Origin of the sequence: Pseudomonas silesiensis (assembly GCF_001661075.1) — a bacterium.
Taxonomy (GTDB): Bacteria; Pseudomonadota; Gammaproteobacteria; order Pseudomonadales; family Pseudomonadaceae; genus Aquipseudomonas; species Aquipseudomonas silesiensis.
The window spans coordinates 4345209-4364640 of the sequence record NZ_CP014870.1; the positions used below are offsets into that span (position 1 = coordinate 4345209).

General features: G+C 61.7%; 17 protein-coding genes. 8 read left to right on the forward strand and 9 right to left on the reverse strand.

Features of this window, described 5'->3' with window-relative positions:
• Positions 1-148: 148 nt before the first annotated feature.
• Both PMA3_RS19225 and PMA3_RS19230 read right to left on the reverse strand, forming a co-directional pair.
• On the reverse strand, positions 149-1537 hold the full coding sequence (locus PMA3_RS19225; RefSeq protein WP_064678662.1) for a dicarboxylate/amino acid:cation symporter: 1389 nt from the start codon (positions 1535-1537) through the stop codon (positions 149-151).
• Positions 1538-1634: 97 nt separating this feature from the next.
• Positions 1635-2690, reverse strand: coding sequence for a tartrate dehydrogenase (locus PMA3_RS19230; RefSeq protein ID WP_064678663.1), 1056 nt, complete (start codon positions 2688-2690; stop codon positions 1635-1637).
• 137 nt (positions 2691-2827) lie between these two features.
• Between PMA3_RS19230 and PMA3_RS19235 the strand changes: the two genes are divergently transcribed.
• From PMA3_RS19235 to PMA3_RS19270, 8 genes are all read left to right on the forward strand, one after another.
• Complete coding sequence (locus PMA3_RS19235; RefSeq protein ID WP_064678664.1) at positions 2828-3751, forward strand: LysR family transcriptional regulator; 924 nt, start codon at positions 2828-2830, stop codon at positions 3749-3751.
• Between the two features lie 385 nt (positions 3752-4136).
• Positions 4137-4496, forward strand: a complete 360-nt coding sequence (locus tag PMA3_RS19240) for a DUF6124 family protein (protein ID WP_064678665.1) — start codon at positions 4137-4139, stop codon at positions 4494-4496.
• Between the two features lie 222 nt (positions 4497-4718).
• Positions 4719-6809 carry a TonB-dependent siderophore receptor gene (locus PMA3_RS19245; protein ID WP_193408114.1) on the forward strand — a complete coding sequence of 697 codons (2091 nt, stop codon included), beginning with the start codon at positions 4719-4721 and terminating at the stop codon, positions 6807-6809.
• 15 nt (positions 6810-6824) lie between these two features.
• Positions 6825-7547, forward strand: a complete 723-nt coding sequence (locus tag PMA3_RS19250; RefSeq protein WP_064678666.1) for a DUF4198 domain-containing protein — start codon at positions 6825-6827, stop codon at positions 7545-7547.
• A gap of 174 nt (positions 7548-7721) precedes the next feature.
• Positions 7722-8162, forward strand: coding sequence for a tryptophan-rich sensory protein TspO (gene tspO, locus PMA3_RS19255; protein ID WP_064678667.1), 441 nt, complete (start codon positions 7722-7724; stop codon positions 8160-8162).
• Between the two features lie 108 nt (positions 8163-8270).
• The gene (locus PMA3_RS19260; protein WP_064678668.1) at positions 8271-8621 is read left to right on the forward strand and encodes a hypothetical protein; all 351 of its coding nucleotides are present in this window, start codon (positions 8271-8273) and stop codon (positions 8619-8621) included.
• A 105-nt stretch (positions 8622-8726) separates the two neighbouring features.
• The gene (locus PMA3_RS19265; protein WP_064678669.1) at positions 8727-9401 is read left to right on the forward strand and encodes an NADPH-dependent F420 reductase; all 675 of its coding nucleotides are present in this window, start codon (positions 8727-8729) and stop codon (positions 9399-9401) included.
• Positions 9402-9410: 9 nt separating this feature from the next.
• Positions 9411-9575: a DUF2986 domain-containing protein gene (locus PMA3_RS19270; protein ID WP_064678670.1), complete on the forward strand. Its 165-nt coding sequence runs from the start codon at positions 9411-9413 to the stop codon at positions 9573-9575.
• A 239-nt stretch (positions 9576-9814) separates the two neighbouring features.
• Here PMA3_RS19270 and gbdR read toward each other — a convergent pair whose 3' ends face one another.
• The 7 genes from gbdR to PMA3_RS19305 form a co-directional block, all read right to left on the reverse strand.
• Entirely contained in the window at positions 9815-10906 is a 1092-nt protein-coding gene (gene gbdR / locus PMA3_RS19275; RefSeq protein ID WP_064678671.1) for a choline metabolism transcriptional regulator GbdR, read from the reverse strand.
• A 155-nt stretch (positions 10907-11061) separates the two neighbouring features.
• On the reverse strand, positions 11062-12378 hold the full coding sequence (locus PMA3_RS19280) for an MFS transporter (protein ID WP_064678672.1): 1317 nt from the start codon (positions 12376-12378) through the stop codon (positions 11062-11064).
• Between the two features lie 240 nt (positions 12379-12618).
• Positions 12619-13836, reverse strand: a complete 1218-nt coding sequence (locus PMA3_RS19285; protein WP_064678673.1) for a fumarylacetoacetate hydrolase family protein — start codon at positions 13834-13836, stop codon at positions 12619-12621.
• Between the two features lie 239 nt (positions 13837-14075).
• Positions 14076-15131: an Ldh family oxidoreductase gene (locus PMA3_RS19290; protein ID WP_064678674.1), complete on the reverse strand. Its 1056-nt coding sequence runs from the start codon at positions 15129-15131 to the stop codon at positions 14076-14078.
• Positions 15132-15147: 16 nt separating this feature from the next.
• Complete coding sequence (locus PMA3_RS19295) at positions 15148-16728, reverse strand: aldehyde dehydrogenase (NADP(+)) (protein WP_064678675.1); 1581 nt, start codon at positions 16726-16728, stop codon at positions 15148-15150.
• Between the two features lie 32 nt (positions 16729-16760).
• Positions 16761-18308, reverse strand: a complete 1548-nt coding sequence (locus PMA3_RS19300; protein WP_064678676.1) for a UxaA family hydrolase — start codon at positions 18306-18308, stop codon at positions 16761-16763.
• Positions 18309-18469: 161 nt separating this feature from the next.
• Positions 18470-19432, reverse strand: a complete 963-nt coding sequence (locus tag PMA3_RS19305; RefSeq protein ID WP_064678677.1) for a LysR family transcriptional regulator — start codon at positions 19430-19432, stop codon at positions 18470-18472.

A 19432-nucleotide genomic window follows, 5' to 3' on the forward strand; every position in this document is an offset into this window, starting at 1 on the left:
CCTTTTTCCGTCCGCGTTACGCCCGAGAGACTTCTTTAAAGCTGGGGAGCAAGGTGCCTAATGCCGATCAGTTAAGGATATTGTAGGAGCGAGCTCGCTCGCGATGGACTCAAGAGCACCGCGTTTAACCAGCAAACACGCGTTATCGTTAACGACCATCGCGAGCAAGCTCGCTCCTACAAGGGCCCCATTCGCTTAACTGACTGGCATCGAGCAAGGTGCCCGCTTCTTTCGATGCAGGACCCGCGGCGACTTCTGCTTGTATCACCTCAGGCTGTTCATCGGCGACCTCGCCATTGAGCGCCTTGTGCATTTTCACGGTGTCCAGCGCCCCGACCCATTTGGCCATGGCCATGGTGCCGACGCCGTTGCCAATGGTGTTGGTGATCGCCCGCGCTTCCGACATGAAGCGGTCGACGCCCAACAGCAGCACCATGCCCGCCACCGGAATGGTGCCCAGGGACGATAAGGTCGCCGCCAGAATGATGAACCCCGAACCGGTGACACCCGCAGAGCCTTTGGACGTAAACATCAACACCGCCAGCACGATCAACTGATCCGTCAGGGTCAGCGGCGTATTCGTGGCCTGGGCGATGAAGATGGCGGCGATGGTGTAGTAGATCGCCTGCCCGTCCGGGTTGAAGGTCAGTCCAGAGGGAATGATCATCCCGGCCACAGGTTTGGACACACCGGCCTTTTCCATCTTGGAAATCATCTGCGGCAACACCGATTCCGAAGAGCTGGTGCCGAGCACGGTGAACAGTTCTTCCTTGATGAACTTCAGGAACTTCCACAGGCTGAAACCGCTGTAGCGGCAGATCGGCCCCAGGACGAAGATCACGAACACGGCGCAGGTCAGGTAAACGCAGGCCATCAGCTTGCCCAGCGAGAACAGCGAGCCGAAGCCGTACTTGCCGATGGTGAACGCGATGGCACCGAACGCACCGATGGGCGCCAGGCGCATGACCATGTTGACGATGCGAAACATGCCCTGCATCAATCCATCCAGCGTGTCGACGAACGCTTTTGCACGCGGCCCTGCATGCGCCAGGGCAATGCCAAGCAAAATGGAAAACAGCAGGATTTGCAGCACGTTGCCCTTGGCGAACGCATCCACGATGGTGTCGGGGATGATGTTCATGACGAAGTCCATGAACGAGGCGTGTTTCACGGCTGACGTGTAGGTTGCCAGACTGGACGTATCCAGTGTCGCGACATCAATGTTCATGCCCGCACCGGGTTTGAACACATCGACGACGACCAGGCCGACCACCAGCGCCAGGGTTGACACCACTTCGAAATAGATCAGCGCCCGGAAGCCGACACGGCCCAGTTCCTTCATGTTTTCCATGCGCGCGATGCCCGTGACCACGGTCAGGAAGATCACCGGGGCGAGGAGCATTTTGATCAGCTTGATGAAGGCGTCGCCCAACGGCTTGAGCGCGGTGCCGGTTTCCGGAACGAACACCCCGACGATGGCGCCGAGGATGACGGCGAGGAGCACTTGTACATAGAGTTTGCCAAATATTCTTTTCATGACCGGCCCTGATTTTTTATTGTTGTCAGGAAAGGCCAAGGGGCGGATTGGTGATCGCCCCAAGGCGTGGTGCCGCAGCTTGAATCGCCGATTAATATCAGCGGTTGATCAACGCAATGATCGCTTCCGTGATCTGGCGGGTGGTGGCGTTGCCACCGAGATCGGGGGTATGCAGACCGCTCTCGGTCACCGCCTCGATGGCGGACATCAATTGCTTGGCCGCAGCGGCTTCGCCAAGGTGTTCGAGCATCATCGCCGCCGTCCAGAATGTCGCGATCGGGTTGGCGACACCTTTGCCGGTGATGTCGAAGGCCGAGCCATGGATCGGTTCGAACATCGAAGGGAATTTGCGCGACGGGTTTAGGTTGGCGGTCGGTGCAATGCCCAGGCTGCCGGACAATGCGGCTGCCAGATCGGAGAGGATGTCGGCGTGCAGGTTGGTGGCGACGATCACGTCCAGCGTCGACGGTTTGAGCACCATCCGTGTGGTCACGGCATCGACCAGTTCCTTGTCGATTTTGACGTCAGGAAAATCCTTGGCCACTTCGTAGAAGATCTCGTCCCACAGCACCATGCCGTGACGCTGCGCGTTGGACTTGGTCACCATGGTCAGGTGCTTGCGTGGACGGCTCTGCGCCAGTTCGAAGGCGAAGCGGTGGATGCGCTCGACCCCGGCCCGGGTGAACACCGACACTTCCGTGGCCACTTCTTCCGGCAGGCCCCGGTGCACGCGGCCGCCATTGCCGGAGTACTCGCCTTCGGAGTTTTCACGCACCACCACCCAGTCGATCTGATCACCATTGAGCAGCGGGCTTTTAACCCCTGGCAGCACCCGCGCCGGACGTACGTTGGCGTACTGGTCGAAGCCCTGGCAGATCGGCAGGCGCAGGCCCCACAGGGAAATGTGATCCGGCACGTTGAGCGCACCGACCGCGCCGAAGAAAATCGCGTCGAAGGTTTTCAGTTCCTCCAGCCCGCCTTCGGGGATGTAGTACCCGTTTTTAAGGTAGTTATCCGAGTTCCAGTCGAAGTGTTTGAAATCCAGTTCGAAGCCGGACTTTTTCGACAGGGCTTGCAGCACCTCGACACCGGCGGCGATCACTTCAACACCGATGCCGTCACCTGGAACCGCAGCAATTTTGTATGCGCTCATCAGTCAACTCCACTCTCGTCACGTTTTTGTTGTGCCTGTTGAACGGGCTGTTCAATCAGGGTGTGAGCGGAGTATATGTAGTGAGCAAATACGCGTGAGTTACCCAAAATAACTACATACATGAATTTGAGTTACGAATGAGCCAAACCCTGGATTTGTCTTTTTTCTACCTGCTGGCCAATAAAGGCAGCCTGGCCGCCACGGCTCGAGAGCTGGGCGTCACGCCACCGGCCGTGAGCAAACGCCTGACCGCCCTGGAAGCGCGTCTCGGCACACGCCTGGTCAACCGCACCACGCGCTCGATGAGCCTGACCCCGGAAGGCGAGCTGTATTTCTCCCATGCCGCGCGCATCCTCACGCAGATCAACGAGGTCGAGCAGTTGATCAGCAGCAGTCGGGCGACCCCCAAAGGCCTGATTCGTGTCAACGCATCGCTGGGGTTCGGCCGGCGCTACATCGGCCCCGCATTGGGCGCGTTCTTCGCGCAATACCCGGAGGTGGAAATACAGCTGGAAATCACTGACCACCCGCTCGACCTGACGACCCACGGGTTTGACCTGGGCATTCGTTTCGGCACGCTGCCGGACGCCGCTTTCCATGCCCGCAAGATCGCTTCCAACCGCCGCCTGTTATGCGCCTCGCCGCTGTACCTGGAAAAACATGGCGTGCCGCAACGCCTCGCGGATCTGCAACAACACAACTGCATCTTCCTGCGGCAAAACGAAACGCCCTACGGCGTGTGGAGCTTTACCAACGGTGGGCGCACACAAAACGTCAAGGTGCGCGGCGCGCTAGGCTGCAACGACGGTGAAGTGGCGCTGAATTGGGCGCTGGAAGGTCACGGCATTCTGCTGCGGGCCGAATGGGACATAGCCCGCTATGTGCGCAGTGGCCGCCTGCGCCTGGTGCTGGAAGACCAGACCCCCACCCGCGCCGATGTCTACGCCGTGTATCCACAGCAGCTGCACCTGTCGGCGCGGGTGCGCAGCCTGATCGATTTTCTGGTCGAGAGATTCAAGCACATTGATCATCTGGAGGGAGTGGAGGCTGGGCAGGAATGAGGCGTGCAGCAATGTTCGCTCAAGCAAATTAAACACCAGCGCAATACACGTGTTTAAGCGTCCTACTGATTACTTCCTGAAAGCTACAAGACCTTGCGCCGTTGCCTACGTGTACGCCAGAATCCGCCGGCTTGTGCGCCTTGGGGTCGCTCGGTAACTTGATTCGCGTCACTGCCCATCAGTGATCGGGTTTAGTCGCCCGTGGTTTAGTGAAGTGCACAAGCTCTATCAGTCAGGCATCCCGTGCCCGCACTCGATGGTAGCTGTGCGCAGGGCGCCTTCGGGCGCGCCGGTTTGCTAGATCCCCGGTCGACTAACCTGCGTACAGCTGCCTCCCCTCTCGTTTAGTCGCAAGAGGGGTGGCACTTCATTGAGGATCTAGCTTATGTTCAAGGTTACACCGAACCCGCCGGACACCGATCCGGTATCCCCATACGAACCCGATTCAAACACACTCAACGAGACCGCCGAACGGACCCTCGATTTCCACTCCCCGTCGACTGCCGACATCAAAGCCACCCCGCGCACACCCAGCACCCTGTTTACCATCGACCCGCAGGCCACGACCGAAACCCTGGCGGTTTATCTGGTCGAGACGCTGGCCTCAGTCGATGTAATGGTCCATCACCTGGTGGATCATCTGGACGGTGGTTCGCGCAACGCCCTGCTGGGCATTTCCAACAGCATCATGCTCGCGGAAATCACGGCCAACCGGATGCTGGATCAGATCGATCCATCCGCCTGAGTCAAACGCGTCCGCGATGCAGGCTGTGCAGCGGTCCCTTTTTTTGGGGACCGCATTTCAGCGGATGCTCATTCCAGCAGCGAAACTTCAAGCACCTCTAACAACGCCAGCGTCCCGGTAGCTTGCATCTCCACCGCCCCGCGCCGACGCAATCCCATGACAGCAGTAGTGCCTCCCAACTGATAAATGTTATGTTATTACATAATCAACGGAGAACCCATTTTGAAACACTACGCGCCGCTGCTGGCAGGACTCACCCTCGGGCTATTCGAACAACCGCTATCAGCGGCAGAAACCCTGGTGCTGGACGAGCTATCCATCACCGATTCATTGATCGAAGAACGCGCCGACGGCCCGGTGCGTGGTTATCGCGCCACCCGCTCGGCCACGGCCACCCGCACCGACACGGACATCCGCGACACCCCGCAGAGCATTGACGTCATTCCCGCCCAGGTGATCCAGGACCTCAATACCTCCCGCATCGACCGCGCCCTGGATTTCGCCGGTGGCGTAGCACGGCAGAACAACTTCGGCGGGCTGACCTTTCTCAACTACAGCGTGCGTGGCTTCACCACCGGCGAGCTGTACAAGAACGGCTTTGCGATCAATCGTGGCAGCTACAGCTCGCCGGACACTTCCAGCATCGAGCGCATCGAAGTCCTCAAGGGGCCGGCGGCCAGCCTCTACGGGCGTGGCGATCCCGGTGGCCTGGTCAACATCGTCACCAAGCGCCCCCAGCCCGAAGCCTTCAGCACCCTGAGTGTCAGCGCGGGCACCTGGGATCGCTATCGGAGCAACCTGGACGTCAACGCCCCGCTCGACAGCGAGGGCAACTTGCTGGGTCGGGTCAACCTGGCGGTCGAGGACAACGGCAGCTTTCGCGACCATGTCGGCAACGAACGACGCATTGTCAGCCCGTCGCTGAGCTGGCAGATTTCGCCGGACACCCGGCTGATGCTCGACACCGAATTTTCCCGCACCGAATCGGTGTTCGACCGCGGCATTCCTGCGGTCAATGGTGAGCTGGGCTCGGTCAAGCGCTCGACCTTCCTCGGCGAGCCCAACGACGGCCAGATCCGCAACGACAACCAGACCATCGACCTGGCGCTGGAACACTACCTGAACGACGACTGGAAACTGCGCCTGGCCAACCACTACACCCAAGGCACGCTCAAGGGCGCGAGCTCGGAACCCCAGGCCCTGGTCGGCACGACCATCAGCCGTTTCTACCGCGAGCGTGATTTCGAGTGGAACGACTCCATCACCCAGGCCGAGCTGCACGGACACTTCGAGCTCGGCGGCTGGCAGCATCAGACGCTGACGGGGCTGGAATACGAGAACTATCGCAACAGCCAGAAGTACCCGCAGAGTGCCACGCTGCTGAGCTATGGCCTGGACATTTATAATCCGGTGTACGGTCAGCCCAAGCCGGCCCTGACCCGGGCCAACGACTTCTTCGAGCACACCGAGAGCTACGCCCTCAATCTCCAGGATCAGATCGCTTTCACCGAACGCCTGCGCGGGCTGATCGGCGTCCGCCTGGAGCGCATCGAGCAGACGTCGCTGAACCGCACCACGGGTGTGAGCAACAGCCAGGAAAAGGACGTCGCCACCCCGCGCATCGGCCTGCTCTATCAACTGACGCCGCAGGTCGGCGTGTTCGCCAACGCCTCCACCTCGTTCAAGCCCAACACCGTCGGCACTCAAGGCCAGGTGTACAAACCTGAAAAAGGCCTGGGCTATGAGAGCGGCCTGAAACTCGATCTCTTCGACAGCCGCATCGGTGCGACTGTCGCCCTGTTCCACATCGACAAGGAAAATGTCATCACCACCGATGCCCTGGGTGACAGCGTCGCCGCAGGCAAAGCCCGCAGCCAGGGCCTGGACCTGCAGTTCAGCGGCCAGGTCACCGATGCCCTGCGTGTCATCGGCGCTTACGCCTACATCGACGCCGAAGTGACCAAGGGCGACGCGGCCATCCCCGAAGGCAGCGACCTGCTCGGCATCGCCCGACACAGCGGCAGCCTGATGGCCGTGCACGCGTTCCAGAACGGCGCCTTGCGGGGCTCGGATATCGGCGCAGCCGTGAGCTACGTGGGTGAGCGCTCGGGCCAGACCGGCAGCGCCTTCACCCTCCCCTCCTACAGCACCGTCGACCTGCTCGCCCATTACCAAGCCAGCGAGGAGGTCACCGTCGGGCTGAACCTCAACAACCTGTTCAACCGCAAGTATTACGAACGCGCCTACAACAGCGCCTGGGTCATGCCGGGCGATCCACGCAACCTCAGCGTCAGCCTGACCCTCAACCTCTGATCGAAAGGATTCACCATGCACTCGTCACTGAAAATCGCCGCCGCCCTGGCGCTCGTCATCACCGCACAGGCCAGCGCCCACGGCCTGTGGACCGAGGAACGCCGAGGCAACATCGAGGTGGTGTATGGCCATGGCGCCGAGGACGGCCCCTTCAAAGCCGAGAAGATCAAGGGCGGCTGGGCGTTTGACGCGGCCGGCAAAATGATCCCCGTGACCGTCCAGCGCCTGGCAGACCACGCCCGCCTGCAGCCGCTGCGTCCACCGGCAATCATGGCCGTGCTGCTGGACAACGGCCCCTGGTCGCAGACCCCGGACAAGCGATGGGTCAATCAAGACCGTACCCAGGTGCAGGACGCCATCGCGTCGACCCACAGTTTCAAGTACAGCCTGGCGATCTATCAGGAAGGCGCGCGCCTGCCGAAGCTGGACATGTTGCGCCTGGCGATCATCCCGCAAAGCGACCCGCTGAAAGTCGGCCCGGGCAAGGAACTGCAAGTGCAGGTGTTGATCGACGGCAGGCCCGCGGCCGATATCGAGCTCTATGGCGACTACCGCGGCGCACCCCATGAAATCAGCGGCAAGACTGACAAGGGTGGCCGCGCACGCATCAAGGTGCGCAACGAAGGGCTGAATATCATCGCCGCCCAACTCACGCTGCCGATGCCCAAAGGGGCGCCTGTCGACAAGCAGAGCTTGTTCAGCTCGCTGACGTTCGTCGGCGAGCCGCACCACGAATAAGGCTCTGCGTGACCGAAAAGGATTGAGAAGCGGACGGATTTTTATAAAAGAATGGATCCGTCCGCTTAACTGCGTTTAACGACTAAACTTTTCACTTCACCAGGCATCTTCTCTTTGAGACTGCCGACAAGGATTTACAACCCCATATCGCTGACGCTCAGCCAAGGACAGGTGATGACCTTTCTAATATTTTTATTAGCCTGTGGTGCTGCCGCGAGCACCGGCATCCTTTTCAAACCAGGCCAATGGTACGACTCGCTCGTTAAACCGGACTTCACGCCACCCAACTGGCTGTTTCCGGTCGCCTGGTCGATTATCTATCTGTTGCTTGCCTGGGCCGGGTACCGGTTGACATTGATACCGGGAAGTCAGGTGGTGCTGGCGTTATGGGCGGCGCAGATTGCGCTCAATACCCTGTGGACACCGGTGTTCTTCGGCGCGCACCATATTTTCGCCGGCATGGTGATCCTGGCGCTGCTCTGGCTTGTGGTGGCTGCAATGGTGGTGATGGCCATGCAACTGGACGTAATCACTGGCTTGATCCTGTTTCCTTACCTGGTGTGGCTGTGTGTAGCCGCAGCGTTGAATTTTTCCATCTTGCGTAATAATCGCTGAAGGTCAATTTCGAACGGGCCATTAACCGTTATATCGGCCACAGCCATCAGGACCGGTCTTGCTGATAGAATAAGGCGGTGTGTACCAAACACCCTTCCGAGAAATTGCATGAACGAAGAACTGACTGAAGAAGAGATGCGCCGGGCGCTGTTCGGCGACCCCGAGCCCGTTGAGCAGGCGAGCGACCTACCTGAGGAAGAGACTGTCCCGGATATCGTGATCGCACCACCGGAAAAACCGGAAAAACCGGTAAAGGTGGCGGAGAAAAAGAAGATCTCGAAAGCGTTCACGCCCAGGTTGAGAGTCACGCTGCGGGTGGGCAACGAATTCGAGGGCAAGATGCACGAAATGATCCATGAGGCGGATACGCTGAGTACCCTTCTGGCAGAGCAGGAAGCGACCAAGGCGGCCAGGAAGAAATTCAGGTTTGTCGAAGTGGTTTCGGTAAAGCCGATGTAAGGGAGCTTCACAACGCTGGTCCGCGGCACCCGTACACCTTTCGTTTAAGAGCAGCCTCTACTACGGTGAATACAAGACTGCTTTTCCAACGCAGGAGCACCGCGCATGCCCAAGATCCTCTTTTTGATGTTCGCCAGCCTGGTCCTGTGCACCAGCCAGGCGATGGCGGACGCTCTCAAGATCAGCGTGATCGGCGCCGGCAAGGTCGGCGGTACGCTTGGCACGCTTTGGGTGAAGGCCGGTCACTCGGTGATGTTTTCGTCACGCCATCCCGAGGAGCTGACGGACCTGGTCAAAAGCGCCGGCCCCAACGCTCGGGCGGGCTCGGTAAGCGATGCCGCGGCATGGGGCGATGTGATCGTGTTGAGTGTTCCCTACGGTGCGATGCCGGTGCTGTCCGAACAGCTGAAAGGCAAGCTGGACGGCAAGGTGGTGTTCAGTACCAGCAACCCGTTCAGCGGCCGTGACGGAGACGTCGGGCGCAAAGCGCTGGATGAGGGTGTTGCCTTGGCGGACCAGCAGTACCTGCCCGGGGTGCACCTGGTGCGGGCGTTCAACGCCATCAGCTACACATCGATGAAAGACCAGGCGGGCAAAGGCAAGGCAATTCCCGTTTTCGCCGACGATAGCCAGGCCCGGGAACTCGGTGCCCGGCTGGTGCGCGACAGCGGCTTCGTGCCGGTGATTTTCCCGCTGGCGCGAGCCAAGGACGGTTTGCCGAACGGCCCGCTTAGTGGCGTCTGGAACGAGGCCGATCTCAAGCGCAAACAAACGAACTGAGCAGAGAATATGAATCGCCAGAAAAAAATAAAGCAGTTACTAAAAGCTCACGCCAAAAAGGCCAGTGCCAAGTTGGCCCCGGCAAACAAGTCCAAATACATCAGTAAAGCTGACCGATTGAAACTGGCTGCTGAATCCAGTGATGACTCAATCAGTTCCTCCGAGAATGCGTGAAAGGCGGTTTCCAATAACCCGATGGCCTATAACAGCAACCGGGGAAAATCGCAGTTGCTCACCGCCAACTGTGCAACGTTCTGGTTCAGGCCAAATTGCCGATCCGAACGGAACAGCGCGGCGTAGCCAATGCGCGGCCGTTGCGGAAGGGTGACCAATGCACGCAACGCACCCCGTTCGATCAAGCGGTACGGGGCATCATCCGCGCAGCAACTGGGTGATTCTCAACACCCCTGAATTCAAGATTTCACAATCTTGATACTAGCGAATGTCGACTCATCACGTGCCTGTTCCAGCAAACTCACCTGCCTTGCCGATGGCGACGCCTGCTCAACCGCTCTTGCTGTCACTTGCGGTTGCGTTTGCGCCACCAGGCGTTCGTCGCTCGGTGGAATGCCGAAACACTCGCGATAGCACTTTGAGAAATGGGGGGTGGACACGAAGCCACACACCACCGACAACTCCACGATGGAGATCGACGTTTGCTTGAGCAACTGACGCGCGCGGATCAGGCGCAGCTTGAGGTAATACCGCGAAGGCGAGGATTTGAGGTATTTCTGGAACAACCGCTCCAGCTGTCGACGGGACAAACCGACATAATTCGCCAGTTCGTCGAGGTCGATCGGTTCTTCCAGATTGGCCTCCATCAAGGCGACGATTTCCTGCAACTTCGGTTGATGGGTACCGAGCATGTGCTTGAGGGGCACTCGTTGGTGATCCTGCTCGTTGCGGATCCGCTCGTAGACAAACATGTCCGAAATGGCCGCTGACAGTTCATGACCATGATCGCGACTGATCAGGTGCAGCATCATGTCCATTGGCGCGGTGCCACCGGAGCTGGTGAAGCGGTCCCGGTCGAGGGTGAATAAACTGGAGCTGAGGTTCACTCGCGGAAAAGCTTCTTGCATGGCCGCCAGGAATTCCCAGTGCACGCTGCAATCGAAGCCATCGAGCAAGCCTGCCTGGGCCAGGGCCCAACTGCCTGTGCACACGCCCCCCATGCGCTTCGTGCGCCGCGCCTGGGTTCGCAACCAGATAATGTGGTCCCGGGTCACCGCACTTTGAATGCCCGTGCCACCGCAGACGATCACGGTATCGAGCAGCAGTGCGTCATCGATCGACGAATCCGGAGTGATCGGCATGCCGTCGCTGGCCCACACCTGCGCGCCCCCCAAGGTGAACGTGTGCCAACGGTACAGCTCTTGACCGGTCAACTGATTGGCCATTCGCAGGGGCTCTACAGCGGACGCCAGGGAGATCAAGGTGAATTGGTCCAGCAGCAGAAAACCAATGGTCTGGGGAGGAACGGCCCTGGGGGTGTCGTATGCCATCGGAAGTCAGCCTCGCAGCGAGCGGTCACGCGTCTTCACACCGGGGTATGAAGTGACACGTCACCTTACGCGACTGACCTCCAACGCAAGTAGCCTGGGCGCGCCAGATGCGAGTCTGATTTCGACATGCACTGGCACGTATCCTCTTGAGGCCCTTACTCGGTCACACCAACGATGTGCTCGGGTGCAGGCTCGGCATCGCTGATCGGTGCGTTGAGCAGCAGGTAGTACGCCAGGGCCGAACACAGCGCCACCACCGCACTGATCATGAACGCGGTATTGAACGAACCCGAGTACTGGATGCTGAAGCCGGTGACGATCGGCGCGACGGAACCGGCGATGTAGCCGCCGAAGTTCTGGATCGAACCGAACGAGGCCACCCGGCGGCTGTCGACGATGGTGTTGACGATCATCCAGGCGGTGGCACTGGCCATGTTGATGCTGAACAGCGCCAGGCACAGCAGGATGATGCAACCGGTCAGGCCAGTGACGAACGACAGCGGCACGGTGAACAGCGCGGCCAGTACCAGGCCGGTGATCACGCCGAACTTGCGACTGGCCAGGATGCTCATGCCACGGCGTACCAGCCGGTCGCAGAAGCGCCCGGCGACGATAGTGCCCACTGCGCCGAAGCCATAGGCCAGCGACACCAGCCACGCGGTCTTGTACAGGTTCATGCCATGTTCGCGTTCGAAGTAGCCCGGCAGCCAGGTCAGGTGCAGCCACAGCATGTAGATCACGCCCATGAAGCCCAGGACCGCACCCCAGGTGCTGCGGTGCTTGAACAGGTCGAGCCAGCCGGCGAAGTAGGAGACCTTCGGTGCCTGCGGGTCGACCGCTTGCACCGGGGCTGTTTTCTCGGTCGGCAACGGTTTGCCTTCAGCCGCGAGCTCGGCCAGGTATTGCGCCTTGCTCTTGTAGAAGGCCAACCAGCACACGGCCAGGACGATACCGATCGCACCTGTGATGATGAACATCCCGCGCCAGCCGAAGTTGACCATGAACAGCGTCAGCAAGGGTGGCGCCAGGCATGGGCCGATGCAGGTCGACGACCAGACGATCCCGGTCGGCGTGCCGCGCTCGTTGGCATCGAACCATTCGGACAAGGCCTTGGCCGCCGAGGGGAACATCGGCGCCTCGCCAATCCCCAGCAGCACACGCAGGCCCATGAAGCCGGCGAAGCTGTTGACCATGCCGAACGTCGACTGAGCCACCGACCAGGCCAGCAATGAAGCGCCCAGGGCGATCTTGCTGCCCAGGCGGTCGATGATCATGCCCATCGGCAACTGCGCAAAGGCGTAGGCGATGGAGAAGGCCGACAACAGAATGCCCATCTGCGAGGGGCTGATCATCATGTCCTTCTGGATCGAGGTATTGGCGATGGACAGCGCACTACGGTCCAGGTAGTTGACGATGCCGATCAACAACAGGAAGACAACGGTGATGCTTTGGTACTTCTTCAGTGGTTTCATCTGATGGCCTTTATTATTGTTATTGCAGCGATTCAATACCGGGCCGATCCATCATCCGGTGCCATGCTCATCCCTGGGTCCTAAAAAAATCCGTACTGACACGCACCACCCTGTAGGAGCGAGCTTGCTCCGGGCGGCGTTCCGACGAAGGTCGTGAACGATGACGCGTACATCCAGGTGCCCAGCGGCGTCTTCGGGTTTTTCGCGAGCAAGCTCGCTCCTACAGTTCAGTTTCTGGCATCAGGGTTGGCGCGCGGTGACTGCCGCCTCCAGTAGGCCGCGCCGGCTCAGGCTGTCGATCAACGAGCGCAGGCCGAAGTCCCAGCGCGGTGCCTGGTCGCTGGTGGTCACCCGGTTGCACAAGGTCCCCAGTTGCGCGTTGCTGATCGCCACCAGGTCACCCGGTTTGTGGGTGAAGCCGTTGCCCGGCTGATCACGGTCCTGCTTGGGGGCGAACAGGGTACCGAGAAACAGCACCAGGCCGTCGGGATATTGGTGGTTTTCATTGAGGGTCTGCTGGACCAGGTCGAGCGGGTCGCGGCTGATCTGGCGCATGGAACTGCGGCCTTCCATGATGAAACCATCCTGGCCTTCGACGCGCAAATCCACCTCGGCGTTACGCACATCATCGAGGCTGAAGGTTTCGTCAAACAGGCGCAGCAATGGCCCCAGCGAGGTGGAGGCGTTGTTGTCCTTGGCCTTGCTCAGCAGCAAGGCGCTACGGCCTTCGAAGTCGCGCAGGTTGACGTCGTTGCCGAGCATGGCGCCCTGAAGGGTGCCGTTGCTCGACACCGCCAGCACCACTTCCGGTTCCGGGTTGTTCCAGCTCGACTTGGGGTGAATGCCGATGTCGGCGCCGTGGCCGACCGCCGACAGAGGCTGGGCCTTGGTGAAGATTTCGGCGTCCGGGCCGATGCCCACTTCCAGGTACTGCGACCACAGGCCCTGCTCCACCAGTACCTTGCGCAAGGCTTCGGCCTGGGCCGAGCCCGGGACGATCTGCGACAGGTCGGCGCCAATGCGGCTGGCCAGGGTGTCGCGGATTGCGTCGGCCTTGGCCGGATCGCCTTTGGCCTGCTCTTCGACCACACGCTCCAGCAGGCTGGCAGCGAAGGTCACGCCAGCGGCCTTGACCGCTTGCAGGTCGATCGGCGCCAGCAGCCATGGCAGGTTTTCATCCCGTTGGTTCGGGTCGCTGTTGTCCAGCAGCGCGGGCAACTCGATCAAGGCCTCGGCCAAGGGTAAAGCTCGCAGATACTTCACCGGGTCAGCCACTTCAAGCAAGGCCGAGACGGTCGCCACGTGGGCGCTGATATCGTGCACGGCGCCGGCCTTGACCAGCACCACGGCCGGGCCCTGGCCGGGCAGCCACACACGTCCGACCCAGCTGCCGGTGTTGAAGACGGCGGGGTTGCTGCTCAACGGCAGCGGTGCTTGTGTTGTCGATTCGTTGGTCATGTCTGCACTCTTGTTGTCGTTGTATGGGTATGTAGGAGCGAGCTTGCTCCGGGCGGCGTTCCGACGATGGACCGAAGGGCGCCGCGTCTAATCAGGAAGCACGCGTTATCGTTGACGACCATCGCGAGCAAGCTCGCTCCTACATGGGCTCCGTGTTCAATCAGGACATACGCGTTATCGTTGACGACCATCGTCGGAACGCCGCCCGGAGCAAGCTCGCTCCTACAAGGGGCAAGGGGTTAGGAAAGTGCTGGCAGCTGTAACTGCCCGGCAGTCTGGTTGAGGTCATCGACCACCTTCTGCGCCAGGCTCACGCCTTCGCGCAGGGCTTGCTCGCGCAGCTTCAGGCCGGCCTGGCCCGGCAGGCGCACCGGGCGCTCGGGGTCTACCGGGCGGCTGGCCAGGATCAGCTTGCTCAGGAACGAACTTTCGTCGGTGAAGGCGTCCAGCCCGCCGAAGAAGCGCGGGTCGATCACCACGGCCGTGGCCGAGGCGCCCCACTGGTCCGGCGCGTCCTTGCGCCCATGGCCGGCCAACCCCGAGGTCAGGGCCTCGACCAGAATCGCCAGGGCAAAGCCCTTGTGACCAAAGGCTTGGCCGCCCAGGGGCAGGATGCTGCCCGGTGGCGTGGTGAAGAAGTCGGCCGGATCGTCGGTCACCTGTCCCTTGTTACTCATCAGCACCGGGTGCGGCAGCGGGCTGCCCGCCTCGCGGCACTGGCCCACCAGGCCCAGGGTCACGGTAGACATGCTCACATCCAGCAGGATCGGTTCGCCCCGGGTCGGAATGCCGGCGGCAATCGGGTTGGGCGTGTAGATCGGATCGATCCCGCCATGGGCGCACACCAGCCCCACCGACGGGTCCGAGGAATAGACCATGGCCACCAGGCCACGATCAGTGAACGGCTTCAGGTAAGCGGCCAGGCACCCGATGTGCGAGGCACGGCGCACCACGGCGATCCCTATGCCCTGCTCCGTGGCGCCCTTGGCCGCACTGTCCAGGGCGCGGCTGACACAATAAGGGCCGAGCACATAATGGCCGTCGAACAACGTGGAGATGCCGCTGTCCGAGACCTGTTCGAGCAACCCGGCACTGGCCTTGACCTGCCCGGTCAGCATGCCGCCGATGTAGCGGCTCACCAGGTTGAGGCCGTGGGTGCGATGGCCCAGCAATTCACCTTCCAGCAGGACCCGGGTCACCACCTGGGCAACCTCGGCATCGGCCCCGGCTGTTTCGAACAGTTGCTCGACGAACGTGGTGAGCGTTTGGGCGTCGTAGCGTTTGCCTTCAGTCATGCGTGCTGCTCCGTCTTCAATTCAAGGCCGCGGTGCTGGACTTGCCATCGACCAGGCGCTGCAGGCCCAGTGGGTTGGCGTTCTTCAAGGCATCGGGCAGTAACGCATCGGGCACGTTCTGGTAGCACACCGGGCGCAGGAAGCGATCGATGGCCAGGGTGCCGACCGAGGTGCCACGGGCATCGGACGTGGCCGGGTACGGGCCGCCGTGAACCATCGCATCGCAGACCTCGACCCCGGTCGGGTAGCCGTTGAGCAGCACTCGACCGACCTTCACTTCCAGCGCGCTGAACAGTTGGCCAAAGGTGGTCAGGTCGTCGTTGTCGGCCAGCAGCGTGGCCGTGAGCTGACCGCGCAAGGCAGCGACGGCGCGCCGCAATTCAGCCTCGTCCGCCACCTGGACCACCACCGTGCAAGGGCCGAAGACCTCTTCCTGCAGCAATTCATCCTGTTCCAGCAACAGGCTGACATCGGCCTCGAACAGCTGTGGCTGCGCCTGGTTGCCCGCTTGCGCCAGGCCGCTCAAGTGCTTGATGCCCGGGTGCGCCAGCAACGCCTGCAAGCCTTTGCCGTAGCTGTTCAAGGTGCCGGGATTGAGCATGGTCTGCGGCGTCTGCTCGGCCATGTGCCCGGTCAGTTGCTCGATGAAGGCGCTGAACGCCGGCGAACGAATCCCCAGCACCAGGCCTGGATTGGTGCAGAACTGGCCACAGCCCTGCACCACCGAGGCGGTCAATTCCTTGGCCATCTGCGCCCCGCGACTGGCCAGGGCCTGGGGCAGGACCAGCACCGGGTTGATGCTCGACATCTCGGCAAACACCGGGATCGGTTGCGGCCTTGCTGCCGCCATGTCGCACAGGGCACGACCGCCCTTGAGCGAACCGGTAAAGCCCACCGCCTGGATGCCCGGGTGCTTGACCAGCGCCTCGCCGACGCCGGCACCGAAGATCATGTTGAACACGCCGGCCGGCATGCCGGTGCGCTCGGCGGCACGGATCAGCGCTTCGGCCACCCGCTCGGCCGTGGCCATGTGGCCGCTGTGGGCCTTGAACACCACCGGGCAACCGGCAGCCAGGGCGGCGGCGGTATCACCACCGGCCGTGGAGAACGCCAGGGGAAAGTTGCTGGCACCGAACACCGCCACCGGGCCGACACCGATGCGGTACTGGCGCAGGTCCGGGCGCGGCATCGGGGTGCGTGCCGGCAGCGCCTGGTCGATCCGTGCACCGTAGAAGTCGCCACGGCGCAGCACCTGGGCAAACAGGCGCATCTGGCCACTGGTACGACCGCGTTCACCCTGGATGCGGGCGCTCGGCAACGCCGTCTCCTGGCAGGTCAAGGCGATAAAATCCTCGCCCAGGCCGTCGAGCTCGTCGGCGATGGCTTCAAGAAATTCTGCCCGGCGTACGGCCGGCAGGTTGCGATACAGCGGGAACGCCGCGCTGGCAGCCGCCACCGCCGTATCGACCTCCGCCAGGGTTGCCTGATGGAAAGCGCCGGGCAGGCGTTCGCCGGTGTGGGCGTCGACGCTGTAGACCAGGGTGTCGCCCAGGGCGCTGCGCTGGCCCGCGATAAAGTTGAATCCGGAAACTTGCATGTGCTTTTCGCCTTGTGAAGGTTGCAGGGCTGTCAGGTCACGGCACCGATCTGCCAGGGCACAAACTCGTTCTGCCCATAACCGTGTTGTTCGCTCTTGCTGCGTTCGCCGGAAGCGATGCGCAGCATCTGTTCGAAGATGTAGGCGCCGCGCTCTTCAATGCTGGTGGAACCGTCGGCGATGCCGCCGCAGTTCACGTCCATGTCTTCTTCCTGGTGCTCGAACACCCGGTTGTTGGTCGCCAGCTTGATCGAAGGCGCCGGCGCGCAGCCGTAGGCCGAGCCTCTGCCGGTGGTGAAGGCGATCAGGTTGGCGCCGCCGGCGACCTGGCCGGTGGCCGAGACCGGGTCGTAGCCCGGGGTGTCCATGAACACCAGGCCCTTGGCCCGGACGGCTTCGGCGTACAGGTACACGTCCACCAGGTTGCTGGAGCCGGCCTTGGCCACCGCGCCCAGGGATTTCTCGAGGATGGTGGTCAGGCCTCCGGCCTTGTTGCCGGCCGAGGGGTTGTTGTTCAGTTCGGCGTTCATGCGCTGGCAGTAGTCTTCCCACCAGTGGATGCGCGCGATGAGTTTTTCCCCGACCTCGCGGCTCACGGCGCGGCGCGTCAGCAGATGCTCGGCGCCATAGATCTCAGGGGTTTCCGAAAGGATCGCGGTACCGCCGGCCGCCACCAGGCGGTCAACGGCATTACCGAGCGCCGGGTTGGCGGTGATGCCCGAGTAACCGTCCGAGCCGCCGCATTGCAGGCCGACGATCAGGTGGCGAGCGCTGACGGGTTCGCGTTGCACATGGTTGGCCTTGGGCAGCAATGCCTTGACCTGCTCGATGCCACTGGCGATGGTTTTCGACGTGCCGCCGATACCCTGGATGGTGAAGGCGCGCAACTGGTCGCTGGCTGTCAGACCCTGAGTCTCGAGCAGGCTTTCGATCTGGTTGGTTTCACAGCCCAGGCCGATGATCAGCACCGCCGCGAAATTCGGGTGGACGGCGTAGCCACCGAGTGTGCGGCGCAACAGTCCCAAGGCCTCGCCGTTGGGGTCCACCGCGCAACCGGCGCCATGGGTCAGCGCCACTACACCGTCGATATTGGGGAAGGCGGCGAGCGCTTCGGGGTGGATATCCCGGCGAAAGTGATCGGCCACGGCCCGGGCCACGGTCGCCGAGCAATTGACCGAAGTGAGAATGCCTACATAGTTGCGGGTCGCGACGCGGCCATCGGCCCGCACGATGCCCTGGAACACCGCTTCCGTGCCCGGCGTGGCATGGGTATCGACGCCGAAAGCGTAGTCACGGGCAAAGTCGCCCATCTCCACATTGTGCACATGCACGTGATCGCCGGCTTCGATGGGCTGCGACGCAAAACCGATGATCTGCCCATAACGGCGCAGTGGCTGGCCCTGCTCCACACGCTGGCTGGCGACTTTGTGCCCGGAGGGAATCGGCTGGCGCACCGTAACCGCTTCGGCTTCCAGGCTCAGGCCTTCGGGCAGGGCCTGCCGTGCAATCAGTACGTTGTCCAGGGGATTGAGGCGAATCACGGCAGGGTCGCCGGTCCGGGTTCTGGCAATCAGTTGCATGGGACCTCTCAGGGTACGGCTGACTTCTTGTTATGACCTCGCCCGATCTGTGCCGGGTGAATCTGCGATAACTGTAGGGAGCCAGCCCCGAGATTCCCAATGAGATGATCCGATCAAGCGATAACCTGGCGTTATCGATTTGGCTTATCGAACGCCTGTAATCAATCGCTCGGCGCCCCCTCCTCCCGACGTTCACGCGCAAAATCGAGCAGGATGTCGGCGAATTCCCGGGCCGCGCCGGTCAGCGGTTCGTCCTTGCGGGTGATGATGCCGTACTCCAGCTGCGCCAGGCGCAACGGGGTCTGCAGCTCTTTGAACTGGCCGCTGTCCAGCTGCGCGGCCACCATGGACCTGGGCAGCATGGCAATCATCGGCCCCGAGTGCAGCAGTTGCAGGAACATCTGCATGGAGATGGTTTCGACGCTGTCGGCGGGAGAGGCGATGCCGGCGGCCTTGAACGCCAGCTCCAGGCGATCGCGAATCGGCGTGCCGACCGGGTACAGTACCCATGGCCACTGACCCAAGGCTTCAAGCGGTGTGCAATCGAGCTCGTTCAGCGGATGGCTGCTGTTGACCACCAGGCTGAAGGGCTCGGGCTCCAACGGCTCGAAGTCGAAGACCTGGCTGTAACGCTCTTCGGTGAAGCGGCCGATCATCAGGTCGAGCTTGTTCTGCTCAAGCATTTCCAGCAGGTGATCGCTGGACTGCTCCACCACTTCGATCGACAGCAACGGGCTGCGCGCCTTGATCGCGACGATGGCCTGGGGCAACACCACCGAGGTGGCCGCGAAAATCCCGCCCACCTTGAGAAAGCCGTGGCCGCCTTTGCGCAGCCGGTTGACCTGGTCGACGAACTTGTGCGAATCGGCCAGCGCACTCTGTGCATAACGCACCACATGCTCGCCAAGTTCCGTGGGCGGCATGCTGCGTGGCAGGCGCTGGAACAGGGCAAAGCCGAACTGTTCCTCCAGGTCGCGCAGCATCTTGCTCAAGGCGGGCTGGCTGAGGTTCATGCGTATGGCGGTGGCGTGCATGTTGCGCGTGCGCGCCAGGGTGTCGATCAGCACCAGGTGCTTGAAGCGCACCCAGTTGCAGAAGCTGGAATGGGTAATGTCCGACGGCAT

Excerpts from the sequence above, each read along its gene's own strand:
- PMA3_RS19225 (WP_064678662.1), bottom strand. The coding sequence starts at position 1,537 with ATGAAAAGAATATTTGGCAAACTCTATGTACAAGTGCTCCTCGCCGTC.
- PMA3_RS19230 (WP_064678663.1), bottom strand. The coding sequence starts at position 2,690 with ATGAGCGCATACAAAATTGCTGCGGTTCCAGGTGACGGCATCGGTGTT.
- PMA3_RS19235 (WP_064678664.1), top strand. The coding sequence starts at position 2,828 with ATGAGCCAAACCCTGGATTTGTCTTTTTTCTACCTGCTGGCCAATAAA.
- PMA3_RS19240 (WP_064678665.1), top strand. The coding sequence starts at position 4,137 with ATGTTCAAGGTTACACCGAACCCGCCGGACACCGATCCGGTATCCCCA.
- PMA3_RS19250 (WP_064678666.1), top strand. The coding sequence starts at position 6,825 with ATGCACTCGTCACTGAAAATCGCCGCCGCCCTGGCGCTCGTCATCACC.
- tspO (WP_064678667.1), top strand. The coding sequence starts at position 7,722 with ATGACCTTTCTAATATTTTTATTAGCCTGTGGTGCTGCCGCGAGCACC.
- PMA3_RS19260 (WP_064678668.1), top strand. The coding sequence starts at position 8,271 with ATGAACGAAGAACTGACTGAAGAAGAGATGCGCCGGGCGCTGTTCGGC.
- PMA3_RS19265 (WP_064678669.1), top strand. The coding sequence starts at position 8,727 with ATGCCCAAGATCCTCTTTTTGATGTTCGCCAGCCTGGTCCTGTGCACC.
- PMA3_RS19270 (WP_064678670.1), top strand. The coding sequence starts at position 9,411 with ATGAATCGCCAGAAAAAAATAAAGCAGTTACTAAAAGCTCACGCCAAA.
- gbdR (WP_064678671.1), bottom strand. The coding sequence starts at position 10,906 with ATGGCATACGACACCCCCAGGGCCGTTCCTCCCCAGACCATTGGTTTT.
- PMA3_RS19280 (WP_064678672.1), bottom strand. The coding sequence starts at position 12,378 with ATGAAACCACTGAAGAAGTACCAAAGCATCACCGTTGTCTTCCTGTTG.
- PMA3_RS19285 (WP_064678673.1), bottom strand. The coding sequence starts at position 13,836 with ATGACCAACGAATCGACAACACAAGCACCGCTGCCGTTGAGCAGCAAC.
- PMA3_RS19290 (WP_064678674.1), bottom strand. The coding sequence starts at position 15,131 with ATGACTGAAGGCAAACGCTACGACGCCCAAACGCTCACCACGTTCGTC.
- PMA3_RS19295 (WP_064678675.1), bottom strand. The coding sequence starts at position 16,728 with ATGCAAGTTTCCGGATTCAACTTTATCGCGGGCCAGCGCAGCGCCCTG.
- PMA3_RS19300 (WP_064678676.1), bottom strand. The coding sequence starts at position 18,308 with ATGCAACTGATTGCCAGAACCCGGACCGGCGACCCTGCCGTGATTCGC.
- PMA3_RS19305 (WP_064678677.1), bottom strand. The coding sequence starts at position 19,432 with ATGCCGTCGGACATTACCCATTCCAGCTTCTGCAACTGGGTGCGCTTC.